Annotated in this window: 17 protein-coding genes; 9 read left to right on the top strand and 8 right to left on the bottom strand. The window is 65.0% G+C overall.

Annotated features, from left to right (window positions below):
- Window position 1 precedes the first annotated feature (1 nt).
- From NKI35_RS03475 to NKI35_RS03460, 4 genes are all read right to left on the bottom strand, one after another.
- Window positions 2–1,081 (bottom strand): ATP-binding protein, encoded by a 1,080-nt coding sequence (locus NKI35_RS03475; protein WP_023701533.1) that lies wholly within the window; start codon window positions 1,079–1,081, stop codon window positions 2–4.
- 19 nt (window positions 1,082–1,100) lie between these two features.
- Window positions 1,101–2,537 (bottom strand): DUF5691 domain-containing protein, encoded by a 1,437-nt coding sequence (locus tag NKI35_RS03470; protein WP_352738564.1) that lies wholly within the window; start codon window positions 2,535–2,537, stop codon window positions 1,101–1,103.
- Window positions 2,534–3,937: an SWIM zinc finger family protein gene (locus NKI35_RS03465; RefSeq protein ID WP_352738562.1), complete on the bottom strand. Its 1,404-nt coding sequence runs from the start codon at window positions 3,935–3,937 to the stop codon at window positions 2,534–2,536. Before NKI35_RS03465 ends, NKI35_RS03470 begins: the two co-directional genes overlap by 4 nt.
- Before the next feature lie 98 nt (window positions 3,938–4,035).
- Window positions 4,036–4,575 (bottom strand): Lrp/AsnC family transcriptional regulator, encoded by a 540-nt coding sequence (locus NKI35_RS03460; RefSeq protein ID WP_023687041.1) that lies wholly within the window; start codon window positions 4,573–4,575, stop codon window positions 4,036–4,038.
- Window positions 4,576–4,623: 48 nt separating this feature from the next.
- Between NKI35_RS03460 and NKI35_RS03455 the strand changes: the two genes are divergently transcribed.
- Window positions 4,624–5,802: an MFS transporter gene (locus NKI35_RS03455; protein WP_023709950.1), complete on the top strand. Its 1,179-nt coding sequence runs from the start codon at window positions 4,624–4,626 to the stop codon at window positions 5,800–5,802.
- Between the two features lie 60 nt (window positions 5,803–5,862).
- Window positions 5,863–6,282 (top strand): GNAT family N-acetyltransferase, encoded by a 420-nt coding sequence (locus NKI35_RS03450; RefSeq protein ID WP_023684459.1) that lies wholly within the window; start codon window positions 5,863–5,865, stop codon window positions 6,280–6,282.
- Here the strand turns inward: NKI35_RS03450 and NKI35_RS03445 are convergent.
- Window positions 6,279–7,394 (bottom strand): anhydro-N-acetylmuramic acid kinase, encoded by a 1,116-nt coding sequence (locus NKI35_RS03445; RefSeq protein ID WP_023709949.1) that lies wholly within the window; start codon window positions 7,392–7,394, stop codon window positions 6,279–6,281. The two genes, NKI35_RS03450 and NKI35_RS03445, sit on opposite strands and share 4 nt — an antisense overlap.
- A gap of 213 nt (window positions 7,395–7,607) precedes the next feature.
- On the opposite strand from NKI35_RS03445, the gene NKI35_RS03440 reads away from it, so the two are divergent.
- The 5 genes from NKI35_RS03440 to NKI35_RS03420 all read left to right on the top strand — a co-directional run bounded on the left by NKI35_RS03440 (window position 7,608) and on the right by NKI35_RS03420 (window position 12,371).
- Complete coding sequence (locus NKI35_RS03440; RefSeq protein ID WP_023668581.1) at window positions 7,608–8,291, top strand: SDR family NAD(P)-dependent oxidoreductase; 684 nt, start codon at window positions 7,608–7,610, stop codon at window positions 8,289–8,291.
- 172 nt (window positions 8,292–8,463) lie between these two features.
- Window positions 8,464–9,318 carry a MetQ/NlpA family lipoprotein gene (locus tag NKI35_RS03435; RefSeq protein WP_023668580.1) on the top strand — a complete coding sequence of 285 codons (855 nt, stop codon included), beginning with the start codon at window positions 8,464–8,466 and terminating at the stop codon, window positions 9,316–9,318.
- Window positions 9,319–9,401: 83 nt separating this feature from the next.
- On the top strand, window positions 9,402–10,490 hold the full coding sequence (locus NKI35_RS03430) for a methionine ABC transporter ATP-binding protein (protein WP_023735630.1): 1,089 nt from the start codon (window positions 9,402–9,404) through the stop codon (window positions 10,488–10,490).
- Window positions 10,471–11,127 (top strand): methionine ABC transporter permease, encoded by a 657-nt coding sequence (locus tag NKI35_RS03425; protein WP_023668578.1) that lies wholly within the window; start codon window positions 10,471–10,473, stop codon window positions 11,125–11,127. The genes NKI35_RS03430 and NKI35_RS03425 overlap by 20 nt, the downstream gene beginning before the upstream one ends.
- Window positions 11,128–11,264: 137 nt before the next feature.
- A complete protein-coding gene (locus tag NKI35_RS03420; RefSeq protein WP_352738558.1) occupies window positions 11,265–12,371 on the top strand; it encodes an isopenicillin N synthase family dioxygenase in 1,107 nt (368 codons plus the stop codon).
- Between the two features lie 160 nt (window positions 12,372–12,531).
- Here the strand turns inward: NKI35_RS03420 and fba are convergent, their stop codons facing one another.
- The 3 genes from fba to mtnK all read right to left on the bottom strand — a co-directional run bounded on the left by fba (window position 12,532) and on the right by mtnK (window position 16,282).
- Window positions 12,532–13,596 carry a class II fructose-bisphosphate aldolase gene (gene fba / locus NKI35_RS03415; protein ID WP_023729260.1) on the bottom strand — a complete coding sequence of 355 codons (1,065 nt, stop codon included), beginning with the start codon at window positions 13,594–13,596 and terminating at the stop codon, window positions 12,532–12,534.
- Between the two features lie 326 nt (window positions 13,597–13,922).
- Window positions 13,923–15,017 (bottom strand): S-methyl-5-thioribose-1-phosphate isomerase, encoded by a 1,095-nt coding sequence (gene mtnA, locus NKI35_RS03410; RefSeq protein WP_352738556.1) that lies wholly within the window; start codon window positions 15,015–15,017, stop codon window positions 13,923–13,925.
- The gene (mtnK, locus tag NKI35_RS03405; protein WP_352498078.1) at window positions 15,014–16,282 is read right to left on the bottom strand and encodes an S-methyl-5-thioribose kinase; all 1,269 of its coding nucleotides are present in this window, start codon (window positions 16,280–16,282) and stop codon (window positions 15,014–15,016) included. The genes mtnA and mtnK overlap by 4 nt, the downstream gene beginning before the upstream one ends.
- Window positions 16,283–16,419: 137 nt before the next feature.
- On the opposite strand from mtnK, the gene NKI35_RS03400 reads away from it, so the two are divergent.
- Together NKI35_RS03400 and NKI35_RS03395 are read left to right on the top strand one after the other, a co-directional pair.
- A complete protein-coding gene (locus tag NKI35_RS03400; protein WP_352738553.1) occupies window positions 16,420–17,931 on the top strand; it encodes a sugar ABC transporter ATP-binding protein in 1,512 nt (503 codons plus the stop codon).
- A 74-nt stretch (window positions 17,932–18,005) separates the two neighbouring features.
- Window positions 18,006–19,001 (top strand): ABC transporter permease, encoded by a 996-nt coding sequence (locus NKI35_RS03395; protein ID WP_023668572.1) that lies wholly within the window; start codon window positions 18,006–18,008, stop codon window positions 18,999–19,001.
- Window positions 19,002–19,004: the final 3 nt, after the last annotated feature.

Raw genomic sequence — 19,004 nt, 5'->3', positions numbered from 1 at the left:
CTCAGATCGCTGCGTTCAGCGCCGCGTAATAGCCGGCATAGTCCGGCCGCTTCTTGAGCACCGTTTCGAGATATTCCTCCAGCACCACCTTGTCCTGCACCGGGTCCTTGACGATGGCGCCGACAAGGCTGGCGGCGAGGCCTTCGGCGCCGAGCTTGCCGCTGTCGAACCACGCCGCCTGGCTGAGGCCGCCGACCATGGTGGCGATCGCCTCGGCGGTCGAGAGCGAACCCGAAGGCGTCTTCAGCGTCACCTTGCCGTCGGCGGTTGCGCCCGAGCGCAGCTCGCGGAAAATGGTCAACACGCGAGCGATCTCCTCGCCGACATTTTTCGGCACCGGCAGGTCGAGCCCGCCGGCCATCTCGTCGACCCGCTTGGAGACGATCGCCACCTCTTCCGCCATGTCCTCGGGCAGCGGCAGCACCACCACATTGAAGCGGCGTTTCAGCGCCGAGGACAGCTCGTTGACGCCCTTGTCGCGGTTGTTTGCGGTGGCGATGATGTTGAAGCCGCGCTGGGCATAGAGCGACGTGTTGAGTTCCGGGATCGGCATCATCTTTTCCGACAGCACGGTGATCAGCGTATCCTGTACATCGGAGCCCATGCGCGTCAACTCTTCCAGGCGGCATAGCTTGCCGCTCTCCATGGCGCGGTAGAGCGGCGTCGGCACCAGCGCCTCCTGGCTCGGCCCTTTGGCCAAAAGCTGCGCATAGTTCCAGCCGTAGCGGATCTGGTTCTCGTCGGTGCCGGCCGTGCACTGCACGATCAGCGTCGAGTTGCCCATGATGGCGGCGGCGAGATGTTCCGACACCCAGGACTTGGCGGTGCCGGGAACGCCGAGCAACAGCAGCGCGCGGTCGGTAGCGAGTGTCGCCACCGCGGTTTCCATCAGCCGGCGGCGGCCAACATATTTCGGCGATATCACGGTGCCGTCGCTTGCCTTGCCGCCGAGCAGATAGGTCAGCACGGCCTTCGGCGACAGGCTCCATCCGGCCGGCTTCTGGCGTTCGTCATTGCGCGCCAGCGCCTGCAGTTCAGCGGCATAGGCCTGCTCGACAGGGAGGCGGATGGCTGCGTTCATGGTGCTGTTCTCCGGATTGTCATGTGTTGGTTCCCGTCAGGGCCGCGTTGAGGCGCAGGAAAGCGAGCGAGGCTGCCGCCGGCGGCATGCCAGCCGCAACGACATGCTCGATCAATTTTTCCGCTGTCGCCGCAGTGGCCAGAAAGCCCATCGTTTCCAGCAGGTCGTCGGCGGTTCGCTTCATAGCGTCATCATCGCGGGCGACAGCCGAACGCAATGCCGCCAAGCCCTGGCCGTTCGTCAGGTCGGGCCATTCCAGCCAGTTGGCTTCGAAGCCCTCGGCAAGGGTGAGCGCGCCAATATACTGCGGCGTATCTTTCAGGATCAGTCTGACCAGGACACGCTTCCTGCGGCTATCCAGGCGCGGTGTCAGGTGCAGCACGAATAGTGCCGGCTTGCCTCCCCCGGCGACTAGTGTGTCGGCCATCTGCGTTACGGCAGCGTCGCTGCCCGACGCTGCGACCATTCGTGAGATCTGGATGTCCGCATTTTTGTCGGCACCGAATTGCCAGGCTGCAATGAAATCGGGTTCGCTGACCCCAAATCGGGAAGCGAGGTCGACCAGGTTGCAGGTCTCGAACAATTCGGCGCGGCGCTTTTCCTGCGCCGGCGATTTGAGCTTTGCCGGCGTGTAGGTGGTGCGGCGGCGGATGAAGCCGGATTTGCCTTCTGTGATGAAGGCGGCGAGTTCGGCAACGGGGTCGTCGGCTCCGTCGTTGCCCGGCCGGCCATGCTCGCCCAGCCTTGCCAGCAGCCGGCCCGCCAGCTCCCGCACCTTGCCGGAGCGGTCGGTGGCCAGGCTTTTCAGGAATGGCGCGTCCGTGGGCGTCAGGTTGAAATGCATGAGTTCGATGAGCGCCAGCCGGACTTCAGCCGGCTCGCCCGTCGCCTTGGCTTCCATCAGGCTGCGGGCCGTGGCCGGATCGCGACGGCGCATCTCGGCCAACGCGATACGGCGCGCGGCGGGGTAAAAGTCATCCCAGTTCTGCGCCGTCAGCTGCTCCTGCGGGGCAATCTTCAGCCCCTCGACGCTGGCCTGCCAGTCGATCCACGGCGCATAGATGTCAGGGCTGTTCTGGTCTGATGCCGACGGCATCCAGTCCATCGGATGCAGCACGTAGCCGCGGCTGGCGACGAGCGTCGCGACGCGCGACTTGCGCCGCGCATCGGCGGCGTTCTTCAGGGCCGCCCGCAACAGCGGCCGCAACCGCTCCGGCAGCAGTGGCAGGCCAAGCCTCGGCAGCGGCGGGCGCCGCTTCAGCGTCTTCGGCGCCGACGGCCGCAGGCCGACATCGAGCGCCTGCGCCGCGATCGCCAGCAGACGTCGCTCCCGTTCGTCCGGGCTTGCGCCACGCGCGATCTCCTTCCATGCGGTTGGCGCCAGATCGAACGCGGTTCCGCCGGTGATCCAGCAGTCGCGCATCGTCGCCAGGCCGGTTAGTTCGAGCTCGTTCATGACAGATCGAGCCTCCCGAAGCCGCTTTGCGCGGCCAGCAGATCGAGCCGCGCGCCGTTCCAGAGTGCCGCCGTGGCCCCGAGGTCGAGGCCAAGCACGGTCTGATCGACGGTCCCGCTAACAGGCAGGGCGATCCCTTGCGGGTCGTGCGCCGCTTGCCACCAGGCGGTGCCGCGCTCATCGAGCAGGATCGCGCCGGCAGGCAGCATCAGCGGGCTATCGGTCGACCAGGGCGCTGCGTCCTGGTGCGCCGCATGCGCCGCGAGCGGGTCCTTGACAGCGTCGAGGCCGAAATCCGGCCAGGCGCCCGACACGACGTCGCCCTTGCGCTCCGCCACCAAGGCCCGCAGTGGCTGGCGCGACGGGTAGAATACCAGGCGGGCGTGGAACCGGTCACCGGGCGTGAACGCCGCCGAGCGGCGGCCGGCCGAAGCCGGAAAGAAATCGAGCAGCAGCCCAAACTGCGGCGTCGGGCTTTTCAGATCGAGCAGCCAGGTCGAATGGCTGACGAGACCGTCGCGGCGGGTCTCGATCTTCTCGCCGACGACCTCCCAATGGCTGTCGACCTGCTTCGCGTCGGGACTGGACAGAACCTGGTCGCGGGTTTCGGACGCCGACACCAGTCGCTTCAGCTCGGGATCGTCGGGCGCCGAGCGCCAGGCTTTGGCCAGCAGCACCAGCTTGCCGAGTTCGCGGATCGCCGCGTCCGGCCGTTCCTCGCTGCGCAGCGCCATTAGCCGGGCCGGGATTTCGTCGATGCGTCCGGCAAGCGCCGTCGCCTTCATGTCGACAAGCCGCGCGGCAATGCGGCGGCAGCGCTCGCTGCTGGCGTCGGCAAAGGCGGAAAGGCCGAGCCGCAGCTGGTCGGCAATCCACTGGTCGAGTTCGTCCAGCGCGCCTGCCACCGCGGTGCGCGTATCTTCCGCCCGCTTGCGCTGCGCCGTCTCGCGGCGCTCCGTCGCGGCGGCGTCATCGACGGTGCTTTCCTCCGCCTGCGAGGCCTCGCCAATGCTCTTGCCAGACGCGCCCCTGCCAGGCTTTGCGTCGACCGGCGGGGGCGCAGTCTTCCTGCGCCGGCCAAGCCAGTCATTGACCCATTCCGGCGTTGTTTCGGCTGATGTGAAGCTGGCCGGCGCCGTGGCGGCGATCCACATCAGCGCCAGCGTGTGCTTGCAGGGAAATTTTCGCGACGGGCAGGTGCATTTGTAGCCGTGGTCGCCGGTGTCGACGACGGTGCGATAGGGGTTGGATCCCGAGCCCTGGCATTCGCCCCAGATCAGCGCCTGCTGCTCGTTCTTCTCCAGCCGCGGCCAGTTCGAGCGCTTGGTGAGCTTCGAGGCGGCGCTTAGCGACGCCTGATCGGGGGCCAGCGCCTCGATGGTTTTCAGTTCGAATTGCAAGCCGCGCCTCTCGTCACCCCAAATCAATGCCTGGCATCAATATAGGGTGCCGTTTGTGAAGGATTGTTGTGGCCCCGGCAAGACGAAGATAGCGCAGATCAGTACAACGGCGTGGCCATATGCCGGGGCGTCGGCCATTGCGCCGTGATCTCGGGCTGCACCGGGCGCTCGAGATAGGTCGACAGCACGACATAGCTTCGCGTCGAGGTGACGCCGGGCGTTTCGTAGAGACGCGCCAGCAGGCCTTCGAGCGCCCTGGTGTCCTCGGTGCGGACCTTCAGAAGCATGCAGGTGTCGCCGGCCACCGAATGGATTTCCTCGACCTCAGGATATTGGGAGACGGCCATCAGCTCCGGTGTCTTGCCCCAGCCCTTGGTATCGATATGCACGAAGGTGAGCAGCGGCTTCTTCACCGCCTTCGGGTCGATGATCACAGCGGTGCCGCGGATGGCGCCGCTGCGCCGCAGGCGCTTGACCCGCTCATGCGCCGCAGGCGGCGAAAGGCAGACGCGTTCGCCAAGTTCGGCGTAGCTGATCGTCGCATCCTCGACCAGCACGCCTAATATTTTTCGGTCGATTGCGTCGAGCTCGCGGGGAGCTACCTTGTTCTGCAGAACCCCATCTGTTTCTTCGTCCATATCGAAATTCCTTGTTGTCGCGGAATCCAGTTCGGCCATTATGACCCGATGACGAACGCGCATCAAGCTGCAACGCTCCATCAGCCGATCCCGGCGCTGGCCTACCTCCTGACCGGCTGCATCGCCGTCATCGGCTCGAACTCGCTGGTCCTGGGTCCAATTGCTCCGGCAGTCGCCGCATCCTTCGGCACCAGCGTGCCGGCGGTGATGGCCGCGTCGGCTGCCTTCGGTCTCGGCACTTCCGCCAGCGCTTTGTTCCTCGCCCGCTATATCGACGGCGTCGGCGCCCGCCGCATGCTGCAGGGCGCTCTGCTGTTGCTGGCGGTCGGGCTTCTCGCCAGCGCGCTGGCGCCGACGGTGATCATGCTGGTCGCGGCCCAGGCCGTCGCCGGCATCGCCGCCGGCGTCGCCATGCCGGCCATCTATGCCAGTGCAGCGGCAATTGCGCCGCCCGGCCGCGAAAGCGGCACGATCGGCGTCGTGCTGACCGGCTGGACGGTCTCCATGGTGGCCGGCGTGTCGCTGTCGGCCGTGCTTGCCGATCTCGTGCACTGGCGCGCCGTCTTCGCCGCCGTCGCGGTGCTTTCCGCCATTGCGCTTGCTGCCTTGTCGATGACCTCGCTCAGCGACGTCAGGAAGAGCGGCCCGGCGCCGTCGCCGTTCGTTGCGCTGGCCATTCCGGGCATCGTGCCGCTGCTCATCGCCTGCACCGCCTTCATGACCGCTTTTTACGGCGTCTACGGCTATCTCGGCGATCATCTGCACCAGGATCTGGGCGAGCCCGTCAGCGCCAATGCGCTGGCCGCACTCGCCTACGGCGCCGGCTTCGGCGCCGCGGCCTTCCTCGACGGCGTCATCGACCGCATCGGCGCACGGCGCGTCATGCCTTTCGCCTATCTGCTGGTCGCCGTCGTCTATGTCGCGATCGCGCTCGCAAGCAGCAATTTCGTGCTGATCCTGGCTATGATCGCCATCTGGGGCCTTGCCAATCATTTCGGCCTGAACGTGCTGGTGATGCGCCTTACCGCGCTCGATCCGTCGCGCCGTGGCACCATCATGGGCCTGAACAGCTCGGTCACCTACCTCGCCGTCTTCATCGGCACCACCAGCTTCGGGCCGCTTTATTCATCGTTCGGCTTTGCCATCTGCGCCATCGTCGCCGCCGTGCTGATGCTGGTTGCGGCAGCAGCGGGGTCATGGCGATCGCCGCTGCCCATCAAGCCGTAAAGCTTGCGTTCTCATCCCGTCCTTCGCTAGAGCTTGGCTTGCCATGCGAGCCCCGCCCGGATGAAGACGACGCTTGAAACCACTGCCGACCCCTCGTCAGACGACCTCGCCTTCCTGGCCGAGCGGCTGACGGCGTTCAATGACGGCGATGTCGGCCCCTCCGGCCGCAAGCCGATCGCCGTCTTCGTTCGTGATGAGCACGGCGCTGTCGTCGCCGGCATTTCGGGATACACCGCCTGGGGCTGGCTCTATGTGCAGTGGCTGTGGGTCGACGAACGCCTGCGCGGCCGGCATATGGCCGGCGACATGCTGGGCGCTGCCGAGGAGGAAGCGGTCAAGCGCGGCTGCCAAAACGCCTGGATTGATACGTTCAATCCGACAGCGGCCAAAGTCTATGAGCGGCAAGGCTACCGGCGCTTCGGCGAACTGCCTGACTTTCCCGTCGGCCGCAGCCGCATCTTCCTGCAGAAGAAGCTCTAACCTGCCAGCCGCCCGCCTTGCATCGGCCGCGGCACGCCGGTGGTGCTGGGAAAGCTGATCGGCAGGCCGCGCAGCACGCGCACGGCAAGGAAGGCAAAGCATTCGGCCTCCACCGCATCGCCTTTCCAGCCCAGTGTCTCGGCCTGCACAACCTCGACGTTGGCGCGCCTCGCCAGCATCGCCATCATCGTCGGGTTGCGGCGGCCGCCGCCACTGACCGCCAGCCGCTTCGGCCGGCGCGGCAACAAATCGAGCGCCTTGCCGACGGCCGAGACGGTGAAGGCCGTCAGCGTCGCCGCCCCATCCTCTGCGCCGAGGCCGTCGGCCATGGCGGCGCCGAAGTCGAAACGGTCGAGCGATTTCGGATAGGGCTTGGTCAGATACGGATGCTGGAGCAATTTGGCCAGCCGCACTTCATCGACGGTGCCGGCCGCGCCCAGTGCGCCGTCGCGGTCCATCTCGCCGAGGCCGTTTGCCTTGATGAAATCGTTGAGCGGCGCGTTGGCCGGGCCAGTGTCGAAGGCGACGATGTTGTCCTTGCCGTCCCACCAAGTGACGTTGCCGACACCGCCGAGATTGAGCACAGCGGTGTCCCCGCTGGCGTCGGCTTCCCTCAAAAGCGCCGCGTGGTAGGCAGCCGCCAGTGGTGCGCCCTGGCCGCCGGCGCGCACATCGTCCGAGCGGAAATCATAGGCGACCTTGGCGCCCAAAATGGAATGCATCAGCGCGCCATCGCCCAACTGGCGCGTATCGCCGCGCCGCCCGGGTTGCGGGGCACGATGCAGCACGGTTTGGCCGTGAAAACCGACCACGCCGATATCGCCCATGGTCAGGCCGTAGCTTTCGACAAGGTCCTTCACCGCCGCCGACTGCGCCCGCGTCAGCGCCTCCTCGGCTTCGGCAAAGATCGCCGGCTCCGGCCCGTCGAAATTCCACACCCGGGCCTGACGCAGCGTCTCCTCCAGCAAGGCACGGATCGCTGCGGGGTAGGGGGCCAGCGTATAGGTGCCGAAATCGGCGATCCGCTCGCCATCGGTCTTGATCAGCGCCACGTCGATATTGCCGTCAAGCACGGTGCCGGTCATCAGGCCGACGGCCCAGATTGGTTCCACGGTCGACTCCCTTGCGACACCGTTTGCGATTCCAACGCAATCACCTGTCGGACGGATTGTCTCGCCAGGCAAGACCCTGGCCGCGGTCGATTGCTCCGAACCTGCCGGCAGGGTTTTTCACCGAACAGCGAAAATCGAGCAACGCCGTTCTTGCGTCTCGCCGCTCAAGACGCCAGCTATGAGACGAACACGTCATCGCCAAGGAGAAACGACATGGCATCCGAAGTCGCAGTGATCGCCGGCGCGGGTGCGGGCCTGAGCGCCTCTTTGGCACGCCTTCTCACCACGGAAGGCTATCGCGTGGTGCTGGCCGCCCGCAACACGGCCAAACTCGCGGCGCTGGTCGGGGAAACCGGCGCGCTGGCCGTCGAAACCGACGTCGCCGATCCGGCCTCCGTCGCCGGCCTGTTTGACGCCGCCGACAAGCAAGGCCCGCTGGCCCTTGCCGTCTTCAATGCCAGCGGCCGCACGCGCGGCCCGATCGCCGAGGTCGATCCCGATGCGGTCAAACAAGCCTTGCTTGTCGGCGCCTATGGCGGCTTCCTGGTCGGCCAGCAAGCGGCGCGGCGGCTGCTTGCGCGCGGCTCCGGTTCGATTCTTTTCACCGGCGCCTCCGCCAGCATCAAGGGCTTTCCCAACTCCGCCGGCTTTGCCATGCCGAAATTCGGCCTGCGCGGTCTGGCTCAGTCGATGGCGCGCGAACTCTTCCCGAAGAACATCCATGTCGCCCATTTCATTATCGATGGCCAGATCGAGCCGGTCGGGACGAAGCCCGAGCGACCGGACAGCCAGCTGTCGCCCGATGCGATCGCGCAGACCTATCTCGCGACCCATCGCCAGCATCGCAGCGCCTGGAGCTTCGAGGTCGAGCTGCGGCCCTTTGTCGAGACATTCTGACCGGTCCGGCGTGACCGTTCTCGCAATTGCGAAATCTTTGAGAGAATATTCCCGGCTTCGTGTTTGAGAAGAAATGCGGTTCTTTGATCCGGCAAGCAGCATTGCCGATGATGTCGTCAAGGCTTGGTATTCCACCTCGCCGCAATGACTTCAGGATTACGAGGGATCGACAATGTCCGAACGCGGAAACGCTTCCAGCTCTCTTCTTTTTTCAGCCATCAGCCGGCGAGCTGCCCTTGCGGCACTTTTTGCCTCGGCCGTCACGCTTGCCGGTCTGGCTCAGCCGACGCCGTCCTTCGCCGAGGACAAGAAGTCTATCAAGGTCGGCATCATCAGCGGCGAGGATGAGGATGTCTGGCGCGTCGTCGTCGCCCAGGCCGCCGAAAAAGGCCTGACCGTCGAGACCGTGGTGTTCAACGACTACACCCAGCCCAACGAGGCGCTCGAGCGCGGCGAGATCGACGCCAACGCCTTCCAGCACCAGCCCTATCTCGACAACCAGATCAAGACCCAAGGGTACCACATCGTGCGCGTCGGCTACACCGGCGTCTGGCCGATCGGCCTCTACTCCAAGAAATACACCAAGGTTGCCGACCTGCCCGAAGGCGCCGTCATCGGCTTGCCCAACGACCCCTCGAATGAGGGCCGCGCGTTGCGCGTTCTGCAGAACGAAGGCGTGATCAAGCTGAAGGACGGCACCGGCATCCTGGCGACCACCGCCGACATTGCCGAGAACCCTAAGAAGGTCGTCATCAAGGAACTGGACGCCGGCATTGTCGGCCGCTCGGTCGAGGATCTCGACGCGGCTGTCGTCAACACCGACTGGGCGCTGAAGAGCGGTCTCGGCCCGGACAACCGCATCGCCCAGGAGCCAGTGGCCGACAACCCCTACCGCAACTTCATCGCCGTGAAATCCGGCAACGAGAACGAGGCGTGGGTGAAGACGCTGGTCGCGTCCTACCAGAACGAGGCGGTCAAGGCCGAGTTCGACAAGGTCTACAAGGGCACCGGGATCAGCGCCTATTGATTGGCGCCTGGTTGTCAGGAGCAGGCGGCCCGCTGTTGAGCGGGCCGCTGTCGCATTTGTCGAGCGTTGAAACGGACAGTGAGATGAACCAGCACGTCACGGCCGAGGCATCCGGTCCGGTCAATATATCGGCCGGGCAAGAAGATGTCGTACGCCTCGTCGACCTCAAGCGCCGCTTTGGCGCGACGCCTGCGCTCGACGGCGTCTCGCTGACGGTGAAGAAGGGCGAGATCCTCGGCATCATCGGCCGCAGCGGAGCCGGCAAGTCGACGCTGATCCGCTGCCTCAACGGGCTGGAGCGGCCGGACTCCGGCGACGTCTTCATCGAGGGCCGCGAGATCGGCCGGCTCGGCGAGCGTGAATTGCAGCCGCTGCGGCGTCGCATCGGCATGATCTTCCAGCACTTCAATCTGCTGTCGGCCAAGACCGCGGAGGACAATGTCGCGCTGCCGCTGAAGATCGAGGGCCGCCCAAAGGCCGAACGGCTGGCGCGCGCCGCCGAATTGCTCCACCTCGTCGGCCTGTCGGAGAAGGCGAAGGCCTATCCGTCCTCGCTGTCGGGCGGCCAGAAGCAGCGCGTCGGCATCGCCAGGGCGCTGGCCGCGCGGCCAGCGCTGCTGCTGTCCGACGAGGCGACCTCAGCGCTCGATCCGGAGACGACGCGCTCCATCCTGGCCTTGCTGAAAGACATCAACCGGCAGCTCGGCCTGACCATCCTGCTCATCACCCACGAGATGGAGGTGATCCGCTCGATCGCCGACCGCGTCGCGGTGATCGATGCCGGGCGCATCGTCGAGCAAGGCCCGGTGTGGTCGGTCTTTGCCGAGCCGCGTTCCGAAATCACCAGGAGCCTGCTCGGCGGCATCCGCCCGCAACTGCCGGCCGAGATTGCCGGCCGGCTTGCTCCCGGAGGCGGCGCCGAGCTCATCCTCAGGGTCGACGTCGCAGGTGAGGCCGCGCGCGGTCCGCTGCTGTCCGATCTTGCGGTGGCGGTGCCGGGGCCGTTCCGCCTCGTCCATGGTGGCATCGACCATGTCCAGCAGCAGCCGGTCGGCACGCTGTTCCTTGCGGTCGCGGGCAACGATCCGAAACATCTGTCGAAAGTAATCGCATTCCTGAAGGCCCGCGACGCACGGGTGGAGGTGCTTGGCCATGTCGCCGGTTCTGTTTGAACTTCTGCTGCGCTCGATCTGGGAGACGGTCCTGATGACGGCGGCATCGGGCCTCATCTCGCTCGTCTTCGGGCTGCCGCTCGGCCTGGCATTGATTGCCACCGAGCGCGGCGGCATTGCCGAAAGCCTGTGGGTGAACCGCGCGCTCGGCGCCGTCATCAACGGCTTCCGCTCGGTGCCTTTCATCATCCTTCTGGTGGCGCTGATCCCGGTGACGCGGCTGATCGTCGGCACCTCGATCGGCACCTGGGCGGCGATCGTGCCGTTGTCGATTGCGGCGACGCCCTACTATGCCCGCATCGCCGAAGTGTCGCTGCGCGAGGTCGATCGCGGCCTGATCGAGGCGGCGCGCGCCATGGGCGGCAACCGCTGGACGATCATCCGCGAGGTGCTGGTGCCCGAAGCTTTGCCCGGCATCGTTGCTGGTTTCACGGTGACGCTGGTAACGCTGATCGGCGCCTCGGCCATGGCCGGCGCCATCGGTGCCGGCGGGCTTGGCGACCTCGCCATCCGCTACGGCTACCAGCGTTTTGAGACCAGCGTCATGGTCGCCGTGGTCATTGTGCTGATCATCCTCGTTTGCGGCATCCAGTGGGTCGGCGACCGGCTGGTCGCCAGGCTGGACCGGCGCGGATAAGCGGCCACGAACGTTATTTGCCGGCAGGCTGCCAAACGCAGCGCCGGCTTTCTCCATCGGCGCCGAGATTGGATTGCGCGTTGCTTTGATCGGACCGGCCTGCGTGCCACCGTGACAGCGGAACAAGGAGCTTGACCATGCCCAGGATCGTACCCGTGCTTGATCTCGGCCGCCTCGAACAGGGCGCTTCGGAACGGCGAACGTTTCTCTTCGACCTGCGCACGGCCGCGCGCGATGTCGGCTTCTTCTATTTGACCGGCCACGGCATATCGGCTACGGATACCGCAGAAGTGCTCGACGCCTCGCGCCGGTTCTTTGCCTTGCCGGAAGCCGACAAACTGGCGATCGAAATGGTGAAGTCCTCGCAGTTCCGCGGCTACACGCGCGCCGGCGGCGAGCTGACCAAAGGCAAGGCCGACTGGCGCGAACAGCTCGACATCGGCGTCGAACGCCCGGCCATCGAACAAGGCCCCGGCGTGCCCGCCTGGACGCGGCTGCAAGGGCCGAACCAGTGGCCGGGGGCACTGCCCGAGCTGAAGCCGGCTCTGCTGGCATGGCAGACCAAGGCGACAGCGGTAGCGATCCGGCTGCTCAGGGCCTTCGCTTTGTCGCTCGACCAGACCGAGGATGCCTTCGATCCGATCTACCGGGCCGAGCCCAACCACCGCATGAAGATCGTGCGCTACCCCGGCCGCGACGCCACCGGCGACAACCAGGGCGTCGGCGCGCACAAGGATGGCGGTTTCCTGACGCTTCTGCTGCAGGACGAGAGCAAGGGCCTGCAGGTCGAATATGACGGTGCCTGGGTCGACGTCGATCCGCTGCCCGACACGCTGGTGGTCAACATCGGCGAACTGCTCGAACTGGCGTCGAACGGCTATCTCCGGGCGACAGTCCACCGTGTGGTGACACCGCCAGCCGGCGTCGAGCGCGTCTCGGTCCCGTTCTTCTTCAGCGCCCGGCTCGACGCCACGATTCCGCTGCTCCACCTGCCCGAGAATCTGGCGGCCGAGGCGCGCGGGCCGGCCAGCGACCCCGACAACCCGCTGTTTCGCAATGTCGGCACCAATGTGCTGAAGAGCCGCCTGCGCTCGCATCCCGACGTGGCGCGCCGGCACTATGCCGATCTTCTGGAAACCGACGCCTCACCGGCTGAAATCTTTCAAAACGAGAACGAAATTTCCGAATCTCGCGTTGTTTTAGAAAGCCGTTCGTCGCCATCTGCCGCGAATACGCGCATATAGGAATTATCGTTCGGCGGTTTCCTCCCATTCCACCGAGCGGTGTTCCCCTCTGAAGGTTCTTGACCTTCTTTTGGCCGGGCCGCTTTCGCGCCCGGCCTTTTTTATGTCAAGAGCTCTTCTTTCTTCCCCACAAGGGGAGAAGGAAGAGGCGCCAGGTACTTCACCCAAACTTCGGATCAAGGCTGCCCGACTTGTACCGCTTGGCCATCTCGGCTACCGGCAGCGGCTTGATCTTCTGGGCATTGCCGGCGGTGCCGAACTGCTCGAAGCGCTCCTTGCACAGCTTGCGCATCGCCGCCATCGCCGGCGTCAGATATTTGCGCGGATCGAACTCGCTCGGGTTTTCGGTCAGCACCTTGCGGATGGCGCCGGTCAGCGCCATGCGGTTGTCGGTGTCGATGTTGATCTTGCGCACGCCGTGCTTGATGCCGCGCTGGATCTCTTCCACCGGCACGCCCCAGGTCGGCTTCATCTGGCCGCCATATTTGTTGATGATCTCCTGCAGGTCCTCGGGCACCGAGGACGAGCCGTGCATGACCAGATGCATGTTGGGCAGGCGGCGGTGGATTTCCTCGATGACATTCATCGCCAGCACCGCGCCGTCCGGCTTGCGCGAGAATTTGTAGGCGCCGTGGCTGGTGCCCATGGCGACAGCCAGCGCATCGACATGGGTGTCCTTGACGAATTCGACCGCCTGCACTGGGTCGGTCAAGAGCTGGTCGTGGCTGATGGCGCCTTCGACGCCGTGGCCGTCTTCCTGCTCGCCGCCGCCGCTCTCAAGCGAACCGAGCACACCGATCTCGCCTTCCACCGACACGCCGCCCCAATGCGCCATGTCGACGACGCGCCGGGTGATGCCGGAATTGTAGGCATAGTCGGCCGGCGTCTTGCCGTCCTCTTTCAGCGAGCCGTCCATCATCACCGAGGTGAAGCCGTACTGGATGGCGGTGACGCAGGTGGCTTCGTTGTTGCCATGGTCGAGATGCATGCAGACCGGGATGTCGGGGTGGATTTCGACCAGCGCGTCGATCAGCTTGGCCAGCACCACGTCATTGGCGTAGGCGCGGGCGCCGCGGCTTGCCTGCAGGATGACCGGCGACTTGGTCTCCTCGGCCGCCTCCATAATGGCGAGGCCCTGTTCCATATTGTTCATGTTGAAAGCGGGTACGCCGTAGCCGTACTCGGCGGCGTGATCGAGCAATTGTCTCAGTGTTATGCGAGCCACCCAATAGTCTCCCGTATCTGGTTTCACGCGCAACGTCGCGGGCCGGCCGGTTGCCGGCCTAGATGCTTCTGGCCGGATTTCGCCAGAACCGCAACCGTCAGCGGCCATCGGGGCCGCAATTCTTGTTGCAGGGCTGAAATCCGGTAGCCAGCCGGTGAGGCGCTAATCTCCCCCATTGAGGGGGAGATGGCCGGCAGGCCAGAGGGGGTCGGTTCGACTGGAGCGCTAGCGTCATCTGTCGGTGCTGGGAGTTCGCGTCAGGACGCGCCGACCCCCTCTGTCGCCTTTGGCGACATCTCCCCCTCAAGGGACCCTCAAGGGGGAGATTATCCGCGTTCGGGGAACATCGCCTTCAATCCTTCGCGCGAAGCCTTGGCCACACCGCGCTCGGTGATCAGCCCCGTCACCAGCCGTGCCGGCGTCACGTCAAATGCCGGATTTGCCGCCGGCGTCGCTTCGGGCGAAACCCGCACCTGCGCGATCTTGCCGTCCGGCGTCTTGCCCCAGACCAGCGACACCTCGTCACCGGAGCGTTCCTCGATCGGGATTTCGGTCAGGCCATCACCCACCGTCCAGTCGATGGTCGGCGAGGGCAGAGCGACGTAGAAGGGCACCTCATTATCGGAGGCGGCGAGCGCCTTGAGATAGGTGCCGATCTTGTTGCAGACGTCGCCATTGGCCGTGGTGCGGTCGGTGCCCACGATCACCATGTCGACCGCGCCACGCTGCATCAGATGGCCGCCGGCATTGTCGACGATCAGCGTGTGCGGCACGCCCTGGCCGGCCATCTCCCAGGCGGTCAACTGGGCGCCCTGGTTGCGCGGGCGCGTCTCGTCGACATACACATGGACCGGAATGCCGGCCTCGACGGCGAGATAGATCGGCGACGTGGCGGTGCCGTAATCGACCGTCGCCAGCCAACCGGCGTTGCAATGGGTGAGGATGTTGACCGGCTCGCCCGGCTGCTTGCGTGCCGCGATCTCCTTGATGATGGCAAGCCCGTTCTCGCCGATGGCGCGATTGAGATCGACATCCTCGTCTGCGATTTCGGCAGCGCGCTTATAGGCCGCCTCCGCGCGCTGTCCCAATACGATCGGCCTGAGGAACCGCCGCATCTCGTCCAGTGCCCAGCGTAGATTGATCGCAGTCGGCCGCGTCTTGTGCAGCGTCTCCCAGACCGCGTCGAGCGCTTCGTCAGACGGATCGTCCGCCATCTGGATGGCGACGCCGTAGGCCGCGGTGACGCCGATCAGCGGTGCGCCACGAACCCACATGTCACGGATCGCGGTGGCGATGCCGGCAACGCTCCCGATCGTCTCGACCCGGAACTCGTGCGGCAGCCAGCGCTGGTCGATGATCTCGACCGAACGCTGGTCGTCGCTCAGCCAGATGGTGCGGTAGTGGCGCTCGCCGACGTTCAAATCCTGCTCTCCCGTTCGATCAAAGCGGCCAGATTATTGACCTCGTCCATGCCGTGAATCTGGCGCCGGTTGACGGCGATGTGACGGCCGAATTTCAGCGCCTTGGCCTCGCAGGAGGCTCGCAGATCCTCGTCCTCGATGGTCTCGAAATCGGCATTGTGGGCGAGGCCGAGGATGCGCCGGTGCACCTCGATGCCGGCAAAGCCCAAGAGGTCAGTCCAGATCTGGTGCAGCACATGGTCGAGCGCCTGCTCCGAGGCGAGAATGTCGCCCTGATCCTCGAACAGGCTCTTCTGGTAAAGCATGCCGGTGCGCTCGGTGCGCCATAGATGCGAGAACTCGGCGCGGAACACCGTCCAGGTGTCGTTGGTCACCCCGAGCAGATAGGCACGCATGGCGTCACGCTTGCCCTTCTGTTCATGGCCGCGCTGCGAGAAGTAGGACATCCAGAAATTGGCGAGCAGCATGCCTACATCGAAGGCCATCGGACCGTAGAAGGCGAACTCCGGATCGATCATCCGCGTCTCGGTGTCGGTGACCATGATCGAGCCCGAATGCAGGTCGCCATGCAGCAGCGTCTCGGCGTTGGCGGCGAAGATATGCTTCAGCCGCTGCGCTTCGACCTTGAGGTCGCGGTCGGCGCGCAGTTCGGCAACCAGGCCGTCGAGCTGCGGCGAGGTGTGCCGGTTCAGCTTGGCATCGAAATATGGGTCGGAAAACACCAGGTCTTCGGTGATGCCGCAGAGCTCGACATTGTCGGCAAACAGCGCCAGGTCGGCCTTGCGGTCCTTGGTGGGCATGGAGAGATCAGAGCCGCGGAACAAAGTGCGGGCCATGAACAGGCCGATGTCGCGGGGGATATTTGGCAACTCGCGGCCGTCGATCAGGGCACGGCGCAGGATGATGTGCGGCGGCGCCAGATATTCCATGATGATCAGCGCCTGGGCTTCGTCGAAATGGAGGATCGCCGGCACCGAGCCCGGCGCGCGCGCCTCTTGCCGCGTCAGCGCGTGATACTCGAAGAAGGAGCGTTTGAGCGGCAACGGCCAGCTGTCGCCGACGAGGCGAACATAGGGCAGGGCCTGCTTAACCACGGCCGCACCCGACACGCCCTCGACGATGAAGACGAGGTTCAGATTGCCGTCGCCGACCTCGCGCACCTTCCAAGGGCCCTTGCCGATTTTGGCGCACAGCGCTTCGTTCGTACCGAGGCGCGTTGCAAGCGTCTCCACCGACAGTGCTTCAAACGGCAATTTCGCAGTCATTCCTAACCCTCCCGCTTGCTCGCTCCAATCATAGTGGAGCGATGGCGGTGAGGCCAAGCTAGGAAGCTGACTGGCAATTGTCAATCGAGTTGACAATTGATGACGTAGCCCATAGCGTCATCGTTAGGGAGGAACGAATGGGCAATGATGCCGTGTTCCGCGTGGACGGGCTGAGGAAATCCTTCGGCCATATCGAGGTGCTTGGCGGCGTCTCGCTCGAATTGCATGCCGGTGAGATCACTGTGCTGATGGGCGCCAACGGCGCCGGCAAGTCCACCCTCGTCAAAATCATCAGCGGCGTCTACGACCATGAGGGCGGCATCATGCACCTCGCTGGCGGCAACTTTGCGGCGAACACGCCGGCAGAGGCGATCCGCGCCGGTGTCGTTACCGTGCACCAAAACATCAATGACGGCGTCGTCGCCGATCTCGATGTCGCCACCAATCTGACGCTCGACCGGCTGAGCGGCAAGGGCGCGCCGCTGCTGTTCAACCCCGGCCGGGTGCGCCGCGAAGCCAAAGCGGTGGCCGACCGCATGGGGCTCGCCATCGACCTCAAGGCCCGCATCAGCGACCTGTCGCTGGCCGATCGCCAGATGGTGGCCATCGCGCGCGCCATGGCGCACCAGCCGAAAGTGCTGATCCTCGACGAGCCGACCTCGTCGCTGTCCAGCGCCGAGGCCGACCGGCTGTTTGCGCTGCTCGACCGCTTGCGCGAGCAGGGCGTCGCCATCCTCTACATCTCGCATCGCATGTCGGATATCAGGCGGCTGGCCGACCGCATCGTCTCGATGCGCGATGGCGTCATCTCAGGCGTCTTCGACAGCAAGCCTCTCGACTATGAGGGTGCCGTTAACGCCATGCTCGGCCGCAAGATCCATCTTGACCGCATCGAAGCCAGGAGTTCTGCCAAGCCGATCCTGACCGTCGATGCCTTGCGCATCGCCCCTGGTGCCCGGCCATTCTCGCTGACGCTCGGCGACGGCGAGGTCGTTGCCATCACCGGCCTCGTCGGCGTCGGCAAGACGGCGCTCGCCGAGACGCTGTTCGGCCTGCGCAAGCCGCTGTCCGGCACGATGACTTTATGTGGCAAGCCCTATGCGCCCGCGTCGACCGGCGAAGCCATCGCCGCCGGCGTGTTTCTGGTCGCCAAGGACCGTGGCGAAAACGGCATCGTCGGCGGCTTCAACATCCAGGAAAACATCAGCCTGCCCTTCCACAAGCGCATGTCGCGCTTTTCAGTTCTCAAACGCGGCCTTGAACGCACTATTGCCCGCCGGGAGATCGAGGATCTCGGCATCGTCTGCCGCTCGGAGAAGGACGAGATGACCACTCTGTCGGGCGGCAACCAGCAGAAGGTGATGGTGGCCCGCTGGATGGCGCAGGACGCCCGATTGTTCATTCTCGACGAACCGTTCCAGGGCGTCGATATCTCCGCCAGGCGCGACATCGCCGCCAAGCTGAGGGCCAGCGCCAATGGCCGCGCCACGCTGCTGTTCGTCACCGAACTCGACGAGGCACTGGAGACGGCCGATCGCATATTGGTGATGTCCGAGCAGACCATCGTCGGCGAACACCGCAACGCCGATGTCGATCTCGACCGTCTGCTGGCCGAAGTCGCGGGCGGGCCGTTGCACAGTGCGGCCTGAGCCACGATGATTGAAGAACTGAGGGTTGGAATGGAGTGCACGGGTTTGAGTTGGGTATTGACGGCGGGCGCTGAATGACGCTGCGCGATTACGCTATCCGCTACGGGTTCATCGTGCTTCTGTTCGGGCTGATCGCGTATTTCGCCATCGCCGCCGACGGGTTCGTCTCGCCGCAAAGTGCCGTCTTCATTTTCCAGTCGGTCGCCATCACCGGCGTGCTGGCGCTGGGCGTCACCGCCACACTGGTCGTCGGCGGCTTCGATCTCTCGATCGGCTCGGTTGCCACATCGGCCATGATGGCGGCTGCCTATGTCATGGTGGTGCTGGAGCAGAACGTTGTCGTCGCTGTCCTCATCTGCCTGCTCATCGGCGCCCTTGTCGGCCTCATCAATGGCTGGCTGATCGTCTATATGCGCGTGCCCGATCTGCTGGCGACGCTCGGCATGATGTTCCTGCTCGTCGGCCTGCAGCGCATCCCGACTGAAGGACGCTCCATCGCCACCGGTATGACAATGCCGGACGGCTCGGTCGCCAACGGCAAGTTCTCCGACGCCTTCCTGGCGCTCGGCCGCCACCGCTTCGACTTCTTCATCCCGAACCTCATTCCGGTCTCGGTGGTCGTGCTGATCGTGCTCGCCGTGCTGATCTGGTTCTTCCTCGAATACACACGCTTCGGCCGCATGATGTATGCCGTGGGCAGCAATGAACGGGCCGCCGAACTCGCCGGCGCGCCTGTCAAGGCATACAAAATCTGGGCCTACGTCATTTCAGGAGTTTTTGCCTCGATCGGCGGGATTTTGCTGGCCGCACGGCTTGGACGCGGTGACATCGCGTCGGGTAATAATCTGCTGCTCGATGCGGTTGCCGCGGCGCTGATCGGCTACGCGGTGCTCGGCGCCGCCAAGCCGAACGCCTTCGGCACCGCCATCGGCGCGCTGTTCGTCGGCATCCTGCTGCAAGGCCTGACGATGATGAACGCGCCTTACTACACGCAGGATTTCGTCAAGGGCGTGGTTCTCGTCGTCGCCCTTGTCTTTACCTTCGCCCTTTCCGGCCGGGGCAGGAGATAGAAT

It is taken from the genome of Mesorhizobium sp. M0676 (genome assembly GCF_040320535.1).
In the GTDB taxonomy this organism is placed as follows: Bacteria; Pseudomonadota; Alphaproteobacteria; order Rhizobiales; family Rhizobiaceae; genus Mesorhizobium.
The sequence above is the reverse complement of the archived record's forward strand: the minus strand, read 5'-3'. Positions and strand labels throughout refer to the sequence as shown.